This is a genomic window from Anaeromassilibacillus sp. Marseille-P3371, from assembly GCF_900169665.1.
In the GTDB taxonomy this organism is placed as follows: Bacteria; Bacillota; Clostridia; order Oscillospirales; family Acutalibacteraceae; genus Anaeromassilibacillus.
Window position 1 is genome coordinate 2,815,631 of record NZ_LT835157.1, and the last position, 13,510, is coordinate 2,829,140.

Below are 13,510 nucleotides of genomic sequence, written 5' to 3' on the forward strand. Positions count from 1 at the left end.
GGCCGTTGACGCCTCTCCTTTGTTCGAACAAGAATGCGTAAACTATATTTACTTCGTAAACGCCTCTAAGTACGCGCGGAAAGCCGACGGCAGGGCGTATTCCTGCTGCAACGTCTCTCGTCCCACCCAAGTAAACCCTTCTGGACGCGCCTTTAAATCCACCCAATAACCGGTCATATGCCACTCCACATGGGAGAAGATGTGTTTTGCTGCCGGCATAAGCTTGACTTCCTGGGGCTGCACGCCCCATTCCTGCAACTGTTCCATCGCCCCCTCCAGGTTTCGTTTTCCTTCCGCGGAGGGAAGCTCCCACATCCCCGCCAAAAGGCCGGTGGTTGGCCGCCTGCGGATTCCCAACTCGCCGTCGCACACCAAAAGGAATACGGTCCTCTCCTCTACCCGGCGGGCCTTCTTTTTCGCCTTAATAGGGAGTTCTCGCGCAACCCCTTGACGGTAACCCTCACACAAGGCGTTCAAGGGACAAACCAAGCATTTTGGCTCTCCTCCCGGTACACAGACAGTCGCGCCGAGTTCCATCATAGCCTGGTTGAAATCCCCTGGGCAATCCTTCGGCAGAACTCTTGCCATACGCTGTGCAACATCCCGTTTCACGTTGGGGTCTGCAATGTCATCCCAGCCAGCAATCAAGCGCATCACTACCCGGAGAACATTCCCATCCACCGCCGGAACCGGTATTCCATAGGCAATCGAGGCGATCGCCCCCGCCGTATAGGGGCCGATTCCGGGCAGCTTCAGCAGGGATTCGTAATCCGGTGGCAGAGTCCCGTCAAATTGTTCGACCATGACACGCGCCGCCCGTTGCAAATTGCGCGCGCGGCTGTAATAGCCCAATCCTTCCCAAAGCTTCATCAACTGCTGTTCCGGCGTCTGTGCCAAAGCGGGTACAGTCGGCAGTGCCTCTAGAAAACGGGCAAAGTAGGGCTTTACAGCCTCTACACGGGTCTGTTGCAACATGATCTCTGAAATCCAAACGCGGTAGGGAGTGGGCTCTTCGCGCCAAGGCAATATACGGGCATTTTGTCTATACCAGGTTAAAAGCGGCTCTACAATCGCCAAGAGCGTATCTGTACTCATCGCTTCACCTCATATAAGGTTTTCCCATCCTTAATCGTTGCCAATACGCGCAAGTTTCTAAGTTCCTGCGGGTCTACTTGTAGGGGGTCCCGATCCAGAATTACCATATCCGCTCGTTTTCCCGGGCGAATAGACCCCTTTTCATGTTCCTCAAAGTATTGATACGCCGCATAAAGGGTCACTCCCTTTAGGGCCTCCAGCACCGTAACCTTCTGCCCTTCGCCCAGGATATAGCCATTCTTGCTCACGCGGTTGGCCGCACACCAAAGGGTCTCCAACATATTGGGCTGTATAACCGGGGTGTCCTGATGGAACGTATACACAACACCGTTGTCGATCGCCGAACGCACAGGGCTGATCGCTGTTCCGCGCGCTTCGCCAAAATTTTTCACATGCACGTCTCCCCAATAATACGTATGCGCTACAAAGAAGGAAGCGATCATGCCGAGCCTCCCCATCCGAGCCAGCTGATCGGGACGTACCAGCTGGGCATGAATCATCACGGGCCGTATGTCCTCGCCGGTCATTTCTCTTTCATATGCGTCGATCATCTGCTGTGCTGCTGCATCACCGTTGCAATGGGCTAAAATCTGCATATGATCTTGTAATGCCTGCCGCATGAACGAGCACACTTCGGCATCCGAATGGACCGGATAACCGCAGTAGCCGTCCGGCGCATCTTCATATGGTTGACTCATCCATGCGGTTCGCCCTTGTGGAGAGCCGTCTAAAAACACTTTATAACCGCCAATTTTCAGGTGGTTCTGATAGTTCCTACAATACGATGGGTATTGTGAAACAATCTTCCGGTTGTCCGGTAAGTCTGGATACGCCACCACATCCAACTTCAAACGATTTTGCTCTGCCAGGCAATGCAAGAGCTTCCACTCTGCTTCTTTCGTAAAGCCATCCTGTGCCGTCGCAATCCCATTTTTTAGATAAATATCCTGCGCCTGTTCCATTTGATGCATGCGAATTTCCAAGGATGGTTGCGGGATTTTCGCTGTATATCCGGTGAAAGCTGTCTCCTCCAAATATCCGTTTGGCTCCCCATAATCCGACCCCCGGCCGATAACGCCGCCCTCTGGATCGGGGGTCTCGGATGTAATTCCCAACGCTTGTAAACCTGCGCGGTTCATCACGCCCATATGCCCGGATGCATGCGTCACCACCACGGGAAATGGATATTTGTCCAAGAGGCTTTTGTCCGGATGCCGGTTCTCTTTTAAATCGTTGTGATCGTAACCGAATGCGGTCACCCACTGGCCCGGCGCTGGCTTTGTCCGTTCCACAAAAGCATCCAGCCTCTGGACGATTTCCTGAAAACTTTTGCATCCGTTTAAGTGGACCAGGCCCAGCGTCTGTGCAAGCGCGGTGATATGGCTGTGCGGATCAAGAAAGGCAGGCAACAAAACGGCCCCGTGTAAATCCACCAGCTCTGTGTTCGCACCCTTACCCGACAGAATTTCCTCCCGTCCGCCCACCTTGCGGATTACTCCATCCTCTACCAACACGGCCTCCGCATAAAGCGGCTCCTCCATTGTCAAAATGGTCCCGTTATAATAAATGGTTGTATCCATATCTTTCCCACCTTCTTCTGTTCGATCAATCGTATCATGTTCCAAGGATCGTTGCAATAAAGACTTTTTCTCTGCATAAGAACTTGTGAATAAATCAGCCGCGGCAAACAGGCCGCGGCTTTAGCTTTCTAGGATTTGTGCATAATATGCATTTTTATATCGGCATTCCTTTTGAAAATAATTTTCGTTCGCTATTCCGGGAGTTACAAATGCAGCCTGCGTTTTAACTCTTTTCGCATATTGTCTCCCTCAAAAAGAATCAGTGCCGCCAAGGAAATGACACTGCCCGCCACACAAATCAAAGAAGGATATACAACCTGAAGCATCCCGCGCACATAGAACACCACCGGGACAATTGCAAACAAAGCAGCGATGGTAAAATACACAATAAAACTGCCTAAATTGAGCTTAAACACCCGTGCCGTGATCGCCAATACCAGCATGGCCACCACACATGTGATGGGAATGACATAGTCGATCGACCAACCGTGCCAACCGGTTGAATAGTCCCAAAGGACAGTCAACACACAGACCACAACCACCTGATATAAGATACTCTTTGGGACGTTTCTCCGGTAATGAAAGGCAACGGTAAGGCTGATCCATGCGCAGGCCAGCCCGGCCAAAACAAACAGGGACCACCAACCGTGCTGTGGAAGAATCAAGTTAATTACCACGCAGGTTACAGCGGCAACCACAGATACCAAGATCAGGATGCGAAAAAACAGGCTGTGTTTATGCAATGTATCGGGAATCCTCGGAAATACGTCCCCTCTTGTATCCTCCGTCCCAGTTTCCTGGAGCATCCCCTGACACAGTGGGCAGCGGGTCCCGTTGCCCGTCACAGTCGTTTTACACTTGGCACAGTATTTCATTTGGTTCCCCCCTCCTCTGTCTCAAATGGTACATTTGCCGTAATTTCCACGGGAACGCCCATGCCAGTGAGGAAACGGAAGAAATTTTTCTGGATGTCCGTGCTGACAAATGGCGCCGTAAAACTCGCGGTCAAGAGGTCGCCAAACGAACACATACACACCTGCAGGCGGCTCGTACTGACAAACACATCGAACAGGCGGATATACTGCGCCAATTCCGGCGGCATCACAATCTTTCCCACATTGGAAATCGCTGCGGTCTCCTTGCGCGCAGCAAGGTCATAACCGATCCGCATGGTGAGATCTTTTACAACCAAAGGTGCAACGCGCGCCACCGGGTTGAAATCATATTGAACAAACTGGTTCAGCCGCCCCTCCATCTTCTCCTGCGTCAGCTCGGTTTCAAAGGTCTCGTGCAAACTTGCAATCACATCCTCCAGCCGGTTTGACTGTTTTCGAAAATGATAGCGGGCTTGAATGACGCTGAAAAAATTGCGGGCGCTTCCGGAGGGAAAATAACTGCGCAAATTGACCGGCACCGCCAAAACAACCGGACGTTTTTTGTGGCGCATCGCCATCTCTTTTTCGATGGAACACATCAGAATCGCTGCGCAAAATTCCGTCAAAGTCGCTCCGTAGGCGTGCGCTTCCTTCAGGACAGCTTTTACCGGCATCACGCCCTCGATCACGGCAATACGATTCTCCGGCAGGCAGGGCCCCCGGAGCCTATATGCATTCGGGGAATCTTCGTGCTGCTTGCGCGTATGGGTGTAGTATTTGCGGAAACTGTCGTCCATTTTTTCGGTGGCCGACGCATCGTAATCAATCGCAGGCAATCCGCCGGCAAAGCGGTCCGCATGCCGTACAGTCAGATAATGGTATACCAACACACGCAAAAATTGAACGGCGCCCGTCCCATCCGTCAATGCATGGTAAACTTCCAGATTGATCCGGCAGCGGTAATAGGTCACTTCAAAGAGCAGGCCCCGGCTTCCCTTCTCATACAACGCACTGCACGGGGGCCGGTATTCTTCGCGAACAACGGGCTGTTCTGGACTGTCTTCCAGGTAATACCAGAACATCCCCCGGCGCAATGTACACCGGTAACCGGGAAAAACCTCTAATGCGCGCTCCAACGCCAATTGTAAAGTGGGCGGGTCCACGGGTTCGGTCAACTCACAGGAAAAGCGAAACACCTTGGTATCCGCTTTGTTGCTGGTACACGGGAAAATCTTCGCCGCATTGTCCAGCCGCCTCCAATCCGCAGATTTCTTTGCTTTCACGCTTGCGGCACCTCACTCAAAAAACGGTTGATGATTTCATAGCACTCCTTGACCTGTGGAAAGCTCGGCGGCAAAGAAAAGAATCCGTGTAGGCCGTCTGCAATGCGGTGCAATTCCACACGGTTGCCGAATTTTTCCAGTTTACGTGCATACTCCTCTCCCTCATCGCGCAGCGGATCGTATTCCGCTGTGATAACCAGCGTATCCGGCTGGTCCGCCAGGCTTTTCGCCAACAAAGGCGCAAAATACGGATTGCGTAGATCCTCCGGGCAGCTCATATACAAATCCATATAATCGCAGATCCGCTTCGAGGTCAACAGATAATCCGTTCCGTTCTCCCGAACAGAGTCAAAGAACGAACGCTCCGTATGATCATTATATGTTGCAGGATAAATCAGGATCTGCTTCTTTGGCAGGAACTCGCCCCGGTCGCGCGCCATCAACGAGACAACCGCCGCAAGGTTGGCTCCTGCGCTGTCCCCGATCAGGGTAATATCCTCCGCAGAGGTTTCCAATAGTCCTGTATTCAGATAGATTTCCCGCGTCACGGCATAACAATCTTCAGGTGCAGCAGGAAATTTGTGTTCCGGCGCCAAACGGTAATCCACCGAAACCACCAGACGGTTGGTCAGGCGGGCCATATTGGCACACACCTTGTCATAAGAATCGATATTCCCCAGTACCCAACCACCGCCGTGGAAAAAAAGCAAAAGTGAGTGATGTCCCTCTCCAGGGGGAGAGAAAATCCGCACTGGTACGTCGTGATCTCCACAGGGGACCTTGTGATCCCAGGTTTTATAGAATGGCTTCAAATAGTGATAATGGGTTACATTTGTCACTTGACGCCCCCATTTATAATTGCGTTTGATGTCAATATCCGGGTAAGAGAGCGCCTTCAAAGCCGCCATTACAAACTTATTGATCGCCATCGCCGGTCAGCCCCGTCTACCGCCGAAGCGCGTTTGTCCCAACGGCTGATCCACCGGGCGCTTGCGCACAGGCTCTGTCCGTTGGAGGATGGTCGAAGGCGTTTTGTCACGCTTCTTTGCAGAAGGCCGCGTCTGCATTCCACGTCCACCGGGAACCGGTTCGCGGTATTGGCGCGGCTTTTTGCCTCCCTCGGTCTTGCTCAATAGCGTTGGGCGTTGCTTGGGTAAGACATCCTGCAAGGACGGAAACTCTGTAAGGGCCTCCGCCCGTTTTCCACCAGCTGGCTTTGGGAAAATGGAGTTGGGCTTTCGCTGTGTTTGCATTTGGGGCTGTGTCTTTTGTTGCACCTTTGGGGCCGGAGGCGTCAAAGCCGTCTTTTGCGTAGCCCGTTGCGGTGATTTCTTGGATTTGGATTCCTGTCTCTGCGCCGTCTCTTCCTTTTTCTGTGGCTGGGGCTGCTGCCTGACAGGACGCTGCCCACGGTTCCGGCGCAACTCCGACTTCGGTGTCGGTGTAGTGATCTGCATCGGATAGGGGTGTTCCGGCACTTCGGTCACCTTTTTTCCGATCAACTTTTCAATCCGGTCAAAATCAGCCTTCTCATTGATATCGCAGAAAGAGATGGCAATCCCAGACATCCCAGCCCGGCCGGTCCGCCCGATGCGATGTACATAAGTTTCCGGCACTTCGGGAATGTCGTAATTGATGACGTGGGAAAGCTCTTCAATATCGATACCCCGTGCAGCAATATCGGTTGCAACCAGCACGCGGGTTCTATGCTGTTTGAAATCGCCGAGGGCCTTTTGCCGCGCATTTTGCGATTTGTCCCCATGGATGGCGGCTGCCCGTATCTTCGCCTTGGTCAGTTCGCGTACAACACGGTCCGCGCCGTGCTTGGTGCGCGTAAATACCAAAGCCGATTCAATTTCCGAACTTTGTAGGAGATGGATTAACAAGCGCCGCTTGTTCTCTTTATCGACAAAATAGACGCTCTGTTCAATTGCCTCCACCGTAGTCGCCGGCGGCGTGACGGTAACCTTGACCGGATTGCGCAGAATTGTATCTGCCAGTTCCTCAATTTCCTTCGGCATCGTGGCGGAGAACAATAAAGTTTGCCGCTTTTTCGGCAACTTTTCAATGACCTTTTTGACATCGTGGATAAATCCCATATCCAGCATACGATCCGCTTCATCCAGCACAAAGATCTGTACATCCTGTAGCTTGATGAATCCCTGCGCGATCAGGTCATTGAGACGTCCCGGGGTTGCTACTAAAATGTCAATCCCTTTTTTAAGCTGTTGCACTTGTGGATTCTGTGGTACTCCGCCGAAAATCACACAGGTTTTTAAAGGAAGAAACCGGCTATATGCCACAAAACTCTCCTGAATCTGAAGGGCCAATTCCCTCGTCGGGGTTAAAACAAGGGCGCGAATCTTCTTTGGAGAGACACTTCCCTGTTCGGCAAGAAGCTGAAGGATCGGCACAGCGAAAGCAGCCGTCTTTCCCGTGCCCGTCTGGGCGCATCCCAAAAGATCCTTCTTTTTTAAAACAGGAGGAACCGCTTGTTCCTGTATGGGAGTTGGATTTACATAAGCCTCCTTCTTTAAGGCGTTCAAGATGGATGGAATAATCCCCAATTGTTGAAATGTCATACCTATTCCTTTACAAAATATATTTTTCAGGGGAGTGCGATACACGTCCGTTTGCTTTATACAGGCAATCCTTTCAAAAGAAGTACCCGGAGACAACATTCCCTCTCGCAAAATTCATTTGATATATACTGCGTTTCAATGTCGGTTGCGTACACAGCCGTTGGACAAAACGATCTTTTCGCGCAAACCATCGCATTCCCCTATAAAAACGGGCAGCTGGCGAAACCTCTTTCCTTGTATCTCACAAGAGCTCTCGCTCGGGGCATTGTTTTTCTCCCCCACAGCCTGCCCGCAGACCTCAAACTACATACACAATAAGTGTGTTTACGTTATTATAGCGCAGAACAGAAAAATATTCTACCCCTGTGCCCGCTGTAAAGTACTTTTATGAGAAAAGGACGGGGGAAACTCCTCCTTTTGTGGGATTTATGCTATAATGTTTATCGTGATACTTTTAAAGGGGTTCTAAAACTCATAAAAGCATAGAATGGAACAACATCGAAATGGAGTAGGTTATGAAACAAGAACGTACATATCCGCGGGTTGCAGTTACCCGCAAAGCGGAAAACAGTATCAAATCCGGCCATCCGTGGATTTATCATACCGAGCTGGTCGAAGGCGAAGCCGGCTGCAACGACGGTGCACTTGTGGACATTGTTAGCCCGCGCGGGCGTTATTTGGGGACTGGTTTTTTCAACAGTCATTCTAAAATTCGCATCCGCCTGCTCTCAACCAATGCAAACGATCATTTTGATGAGGCCTTTTGGGAACGCCGCCTGCGTTACGCCTGGGAATACCGAAAAACGGTCATGGGCGATGATCTCTCTTGTTGTCGTGTTATTTTTGGAGAAGCAGATTCTTTCCCCGGGCTGACCGTGGATCGTTTTGGAGACATTCTCGTTGCGCAAACGCTCAGCCTCGGTATTGAACAGCGCAAATCCCTACTGTTTCCCATGCTTGCCCGTATCTTGCGCGAGGATGGACAGGTGATTCGCGGCATCTATGAACGCAACGACGTCTCCATTCGTGAAAGAGAAGGGATGCAGCAAAATAAGGGGTTCTTTCCGCTGGAGAATCTGGCCACTCCGCAGAGCACGCAAACAGAAATTGTTGAAAACGGGATTCGTTATTTGGTCGACTTCGAAAACGGACAAAAAACAGGTTTCTTTTTGGACCAGAAATACAACCGGCAAGCGGTCGCTAGACTGAGCCGCGGCAAGCGCGTATTGGATTGTTTTACCCACACAGGATCTTTTGGACTGAACGCAGCCAGGGGCGGCGCAGTCCACGTCCATTCCGTCGATATATCGGAAACAGCTGTGGAGATGGCCCGTGAAAATGCCCGCCGGAATGGACTTTTAGATGTGATGGACTTTGAGGCGGCCAATGTGTTTGACCTGCTTCCTTCCCTGCCCTGCGGCGCTAAAAGCGACTACGATTTTGTCATTTTAGATCCACCTGCATTTACAAAATCGCGTCAAACGGTAGAGCATGCGATGCGTGGCTACAAAGAAATCAACCTACGTGCGATGAAGCTCCTTCCCCGAGGGGGATATCTCGCAACCTGTTCCTGCTCACACTTCATGACAGATGCACTTTTCCGGGACATGCTCCGCAGCGCGGCCTTTGACGCGGGCGTTTCCCTGCGGCAAATCGAGGCCCGCCAGCAATCGCCCGACCATCCAATTCTTTGGAACGTCCCGGAAACGGACTATTTAAAATTCTATCTGTTCCAAATTGTGTGATGTATTTTATGATTCCCTTTGGCCGGCAATCCAAAGGAGGCCATTGAAACATTCTTTGGACGACCTTCTCTCAAACCGGCTTTGACCTCAGCCGATGGGTGGGTGCAATCTTTTTCCCTGGTGTTCTTCCCAGCTTCTATCCATTTTTCAAGATTCACGGCTTCCCCTGTCCTGCACTTGGTTCACGGGTATCTTTTAAGAATGGCTGATGGAATCCACTACAAGACCACCGGGCTTTGAATCTGCCTTAAAATCCTATGGGCCGCACAACTCTCGCCAGCTTTTTAAGGCAGCCAAATGCATCCAAGCAGCATATTTCCGTACAAGCAGCGTTTCCTCATTTCCCATGGGAGTATAGGAGCGCTGCTTTTTTATGCGTCTATGGGCGCAATGGACAAAAAAACTTTTGTTCCCTGTAGTTTTCGCTTCAAAAACCGTAGTATATCGATGAAACCGGAAGGGAGGCGGTACGATTGATCGAAGATGATAAAATTATTGCGTTGTTTTTTGAGCGTTCCGAACAGGCCATACAGGAGCTGGATATAAAATACGGAAGCGTGTTCCGCAAGCTCTCCTACAACATTTTAAATAACCGGCAGGATACGGAAGAATGCGTCAACGATGCTTACTTGGGAGCATGGAACGCCATTCCACCAGCAAAACCTCATCCGCTGCTGACCTATCTTTGTAAAATCGTTCGAAACATTTCTCTGAAAATGTATTATAAGCGAGGAGCCGCGAAACGAAACAGCCTTTACACAACCGCTATGCAGGAAATAGAAGAATGTTTATCCGATCCAAGCACAGTGGAGACCAAAATGGAGGCAAAGGAACTGGCGCGTATCCTCGAACATTTTTTAGATACCCTAACGGCCGAAAACCGCATCATCTTTTTACGGCGCTATTGGTTTTCTGACAGCTATAAAGAGATTGCCAGACATATGGGACTCACCGAAAAAAATGTATCCGTTCGGCTTACCCGCATCCGGCAGAAGCTGAAACAATACTTGACGGAAAGGGAGGTCTTTATATGAATGCAAAACTGTTTTCTGAGGCCATGAGCCAGCTTGACAGCCCATATATCGTGGAAGCCCTCGTGGAACATAAGCCGAAGCCGTTTCGGGTTCGCTGGTGGAAATTTCATAAAATTGCCGCCTGTATTGCAGCAGTCGTCCTCATGGCCCTATTTTCTTTCGGAACGGCTTTTGCGGTAAGCGCAGAGTTCCGGCAAGCCCTCACCTCATTCCTTTTTCCAGCCTATACAGAGCATGAATTGTCTGAGATCGATGAGGGGCACAGAACCGGTTCGTTTGATCTGGAAGATACCCTGTTCACCTTCTTAGAAAAATTCAATCGGGAACAACTGGTAGACGGCGTAACCGTAAAAAAAGACCATGGTTTTGACTATGTAGTTCTACACCAGGAGAACGATTCTGCAAGTGTCATCGTGGAATGCAATCCTCCAACGGACAAATTATTGGTTCTCATGGAAAAGCAGGATTATAAAGAAACAACCGGTTTATGGCAAGTAGTTGCTTACCAAATCATCGATTACAAAACGGCAAATGATTGGATTGGTAAACAGCCTTAAAAAACCGGTGATAGGAACCTCTCTTTCACAGAGAACCGGATCGATTCATCTCCATCCAAAGGGGATGTCTCCGGCATTGCGTATGGGATACGCAACTTGGATGAATGCCTTTGGAGCAAAAGGACACTTCCCATATTCTTTTCTTTTTTTATTGTATGTGCTACAATACCAGCAGCTTTATTAGGGAAGGGGTAAAAATATGCCGGAAATCATCATGCTTTGCGGACCGTGCGGTTGCGGGAAAACAACCTATGCAAAGACGTTACAGGCACGCGGAAATACCTTTGTTCTATCCAGTGACGATCTGATGCTGACTTTATTTGACGCCTGTATCGGCCGGGAACGCCATCAGGACATGGAACGCCGGTGTAGAAGTTTTCTCTTGCGGCAGGCTGAATCCCTTTTTGCCCTGGGCCTCGATGTTGTGCTGGATTTCGGCTTTTGGAACCGAAAGGAACGCCTGGATACCAAACAGTATTTCTGTAAACAGGGAATTCCGGTCCGATTGATCGTTTTAGACGCCCCCTATGAGATTATCACCCGCCATTTGGAGCAGCGAAACCGATTGATCGAAACCGGTAAACTCCGCGCCTATCCGATTGATGAAGAAAAACGCAAACGATTTTCCTCCTGGTTTGAAGAACCCACCCCCGATGAGATCGACGAATATATTCATATTGTAGAATAAAGCAAAGAGCACAACGAGTCCTTTCGACTTGTTGTGCTCTTTTTATCTATGATAAGGTGGGGCTTGTTGGAAGCCGTCCGGATGGGCGGGCACTGGATATAGATTTTTATAGAATAAGCGGCACTTTCATTTATTTTCTAGCATTTTGTCCTCCAGTGTCGCGCGATCCAACACGCCCCATTCCCGCCAGATTTATTCGCTGCGCAAAGCGTCAATCGGATTCAAATTCGCCGCCCGGCGCGCCGGCATATAGCCAAAGATTACGCCGATCCCTGCAGATACCCCAAAGGAAACCAAAATGGCACTCACCGAAGGGGATGCATCAAATCCAATAATCCCGCTTGCCACTGAGGTTAATACGCAGCCAATTGCAATTCCGACAATACCGCCCAACGAACTGGTGACACCTGCTTCAATGACGAATTGCTGTAGGATGGTACGCCGCTTTGCACCGAGAGATTTACGGATACCGATCTCACGTGTTCGTTCAGTCACCGATACCAGCATGATGTTCATGATTCCGATGCCAGCAACCAATAGCGAAATGGCGGCAATGCCTACCAAAAGCATTGTCATCATGTCCGTCATAGAAGTGACCATCTCCAACATCTCGGAAAGGCTGGTTACATTGTACAGATCCTCATTGAGGAAGATTTCATACAAAAAGTCTTTGAGTACCGTTTTAGCCTCTTCCATATGGTCTACATTCGTTACGGTAAACACATAGCTGGATATATCTGCGCTAAAGGAAAGTTTTGTCGCCACCGAATAAGGGAGATATACGCAATCGTCCGAGGACCCCTCCTCTGAATCTGCCTTCTCCTGCAACACGCCAACCACTGTATAGGCTTCTCCGTTGATCTTGAGAATTTGATCCAATGCGGATTCCCCTGCAAAGAGGTCCTGCGCAACATAGGAACCAATCACACAGACTTTTTGCCGTGAAACAATATCCGAATACTGGATAAAACGTCCTAAAGAGAGCTCCAACGCCTGAATGGACAGATAATCTTCCCCTACGCCGGAGATGGAAGCTGTTGTGGAACTCTCCGTGCCATTCTTGATGGTCCCTCGAACCGAAACCATTGGGCTCATCGCAGCAAACAAATCCTGTTGTTCATCCAGGAATTCATACATGGTGTCAACATCCACGTTTCGGGTGTCCGTATTGGTGACAGATACACTTACTTGATCCGTCCCCAAATCGGAAAAACTGTCCGAAATATAGTTTGTCATCCCCTGCATCAAACTGACCAGGATGATAACGGATGCCACACCGATGATGATCCCGAGCATGGTCAGGAAGGAGCGCATTTTGCTGCTTGCGATGCTTTTGAGCGCAAGCCTAAAGGATTGACTCATAGGCCTTCACGTCTCCGTCAAATATAATTTTTCCATCGCTGATCTTGACCACGCGCTCGGCCTCTATGGCAATGGAATTGTCGTGGGTAATGATGACCACGGTGTTGCCCTCCTCATGCAACTGCTTGAGGAAGTCGAGAACCTCCCGGCCTGTCTTTGAATCCAACGCGCCGGTGGGTTCATCTGCCAAGATCAAGGAAGGATTTCCGACCAAGGCGCGTGCAATGGACACGCGCTGTTGCTGGCCGCCGGAGAGCTGTTGGGGCATGTAGCGCCACTTATCGCGCAGTCCCACTCGTTCAAGCGATTCCAAAGATCGCTCTGTGCGCTCCTTTTTTCCGACCCCCGCGTAAACAAGGGGCAGCTCTACGTTTTCCAGCAGGTTCTGCTTGGGAAGCAAATTATACTGTTGGAATACAAACCCGATGGTCTTGTTGCGGATTTCCGCGAGGCTGTCGTCCTTCATCTCGCTTACATCCTCGCCGTTCAAGATATATTTTCCCTCTGTTGGCACGTCTAGTGCCCCAATGATATTCATAATGGTAGACTTTCCGCTTCCAGATTTGCCAACAATGGAGACGAATTCTCCGGGATAGATGTCTAAGGAAATCCCGTCGTTTGCACGCACCACCATATCGCCCATCTGATAAATCTTATAAATATTTTGCAGCGAGATCAGGGGCTGCGTCCCGGTCTGTGTCTGTTTCAT

The 13,510-nt window shown here is 50.2% G+C and carries 12 protein-coding genes; 4 read left to right on the forward strand and 8 right to left on the reverse strand.

Going from position 1 to position 13,510, the window contains the following annotated elements:
• Positions 1-48 precede the first annotated feature (48 nt).
• From mutY to B9Y59_RS11870, 6 genes are all read right to left on the reverse strand, one after another.
• Positions 49-1,095 (reverse strand): A/G-specific adenine glycosylase, encoded by a 1,047-nt coding sequence (gene mutY / locus B9Y59_RS11845; protein ID WP_085533657.1) that lies wholly within the window; start codon positions 1,093-1,095, stop codon positions 49-51.
• Entirely contained in the window at positions 1,092-2,675 is a 1,584-nt protein-coding gene (locus B9Y59_RS11850) for an amidohydrolase (RefSeq protein WP_085533660.1), read from the reverse strand. The genes mutY and B9Y59_RS11850 overlap by 4 nt, the downstream gene beginning before the upstream one ends.
• Before the next feature lie 203 nt (positions 2,676-2,878).
• The gene (locus B9Y59_RS11855) at positions 2,879-3,550 is read right to left on the reverse strand and encodes a DUF6320 domain-containing protein (RefSeq protein ID WP_054323960.1); all 672 of its coding nucleotides are present in this window, start codon (positions 3,548-3,550) and stop codon (positions 2,879-2,881) included.
• Positions 3,547-4,833, reverse strand: coding sequence for a hypothetical protein (locus tag B9Y59_RS11860; RefSeq protein ID WP_054323959.1), 1,287 nt, complete (start codon positions 4,831-4,833; stop codon positions 3,547-3,549). Before B9Y59_RS11860 ends, B9Y59_RS11855 begins: the two co-directional genes overlap by 4 nt.
• Entirely contained in the window at positions 4,830-5,762 is a 933-nt protein-coding gene (locus B9Y59_RS11865) for an alpha/beta hydrolase (protein WP_085533662.1), read from the reverse strand. Before B9Y59_RS11865 ends, B9Y59_RS11860 begins: the two co-directional genes overlap by 4 nt.
• A 6-nt stretch (positions 5,763-5,768) precedes the next feature.
• Entirely contained in the window at positions 5,769-7,415 is a 1,647-nt protein-coding gene (locus B9Y59_RS11870) for a DEAD/DEAH box helicase (protein WP_085533664.1), read from the reverse strand.
• A gap of 515 nt (positions 7,416-7,930) precedes the next feature.
• Between B9Y59_RS11870 and B9Y59_RS11875 the strand changes: the two genes are divergently transcribed.
• The 4 genes from B9Y59_RS11875 (at position 7,931) to B9Y59_RS11890 (ending at position 11,439) form a co-directional block, all read left to right on the forward strand.
• Complete coding sequence (locus tag B9Y59_RS11875; protein WP_085533666.1) at positions 7,931-9,160, forward strand: class I SAM-dependent rRNA methyltransferase; 1,230 nt, start codon at positions 7,931-7,933, stop codon at positions 9,158-9,160.
• A 473-nt stretch (positions 9,161-9,633) separates the two neighbouring features.
• Positions 9,634-10,194: an RNA polymerase sigma factor gene (locus B9Y59_RS11880; RefSeq protein ID WP_085533683.1), complete on the forward strand. Its 561-nt coding sequence runs from the start codon at positions 9,634-9,636 to the stop codon at positions 10,192-10,194.
• The gene (locus tag B9Y59_RS11885) at positions 10,191-10,751 is read left to right on the forward strand and encodes a hypothetical protein (protein ID WP_054323954.1); all 561 of its coding nucleotides are present in this window, start codon (positions 10,191-10,193) and stop codon (positions 10,749-10,751) included. Before B9Y59_RS11880 ends, B9Y59_RS11885 begins: the two co-directional genes overlap by 4 nt.
• A 199-nt stretch (positions 10,752-10,950) precedes the next feature.
• Positions 10,951-11,439: a P-loop nucleotide/nucleoside kinase family protein gene (locus B9Y59_RS11890; protein ID WP_054323953.1), complete on the forward strand. Its 489-nt coding sequence runs from the start codon at positions 10,951-10,953 to the stop codon at positions 11,437-11,439.
• Between the two features lie 192 nt (positions 11,440-11,631).
• Here the strand turns inward: B9Y59_RS11890 and B9Y59_RS11895 are convergent, their stop codons facing one another.
• Entirely contained in the window at positions 11,632-12,801 is a 1,170-nt protein-coding gene (locus B9Y59_RS11895; RefSeq protein ID WP_085533692.1) for an ABC transporter permease, read from the reverse strand.
• Complete coding sequence (locus tag B9Y59_RS11900; RefSeq protein WP_085533693.1) at positions 12,785-13,510, reverse strand: ABC transporter ATP-binding protein; 726 nt, start codon at positions 13,508-13,510, stop codon at positions 12,785-12,787. The genes B9Y59_RS11895 and B9Y59_RS11900 overlap by 17 nt, the downstream gene beginning before the upstream one ends.

What these genes read in the sequence shown, in the direction of transcription:
- mutY (WP_085533657.1), bottom strand. Translation starts at nt 1,095, where the DNA reads ATGAGTACAGATACGCTCTTGGCGATTGTAGAGCCGCTTTTAACCTGG.
- B9Y59_RS11875 (WP_085533666.1), top strand. Translation starts at nt 7,931, where the DNA reads ATGAAACAAGAACGTACATATCCGCGGGTTGCAGTTACCCGCAAAGCG.
- B9Y59_RS11870 (WP_085533664.1), bottom strand. Translation starts at nt 7,415, where the DNA reads ATGACATTTCAACAATTGGGGATTATTCCATCCATCTTGAACGCCTTA.
- B9Y59_RS11900 (WP_085533693.1), bottom strand. Translation starts at nt 13,510, where the DNA reads ATGAAACAGACACAGACCGGGACGCAGCCCCTGATCTCGCTGCAAAAT.
- B9Y59_RS11890 (WP_054323953.1), top strand. Translation starts at nt 10,951, where the DNA reads ATGCCGGAAATCATCATGCTTTGCGGACCGTGCGGTTGCGGGAAAACA.
- B9Y59_RS11895 (WP_085533692.1), bottom strand. Translation starts at nt 12,801, where the DNA reads ATGAGTCAATCCTTTAGGCTTGCGCTCAAAAGCATCGCAAGCAGCAAA.
- B9Y59_RS11850 (WP_085533660.1), bottom strand. Translation starts at nt 2,675, where the DNA reads ATGGATACAACCATTTATTATAACGGGACCATTTTGACAATGGAGGAG.
- B9Y59_RS11885 (WP_054323954.1), top strand. Translation starts at nt 10,191, where the DNA reads ATGAATGCAAAACTGTTTTCTGAGGCCATGAGCCAGCTTGACAGCCCA.
- B9Y59_RS11865 (WP_085533662.1), bottom strand. Translation starts at nt 5,762, where the DNA reads ATGGCGATCAATAAGTTTGTAATGGCGGCTTTGAAGGCGCTCTCTTAC.
- B9Y59_RS11855 (WP_054323960.1), bottom strand. Translation starts at nt 3,550, where the DNA reads ATGAAATACTGTGCCAAGTGTAAAACGACTGTGACGGGCAACGGGACC.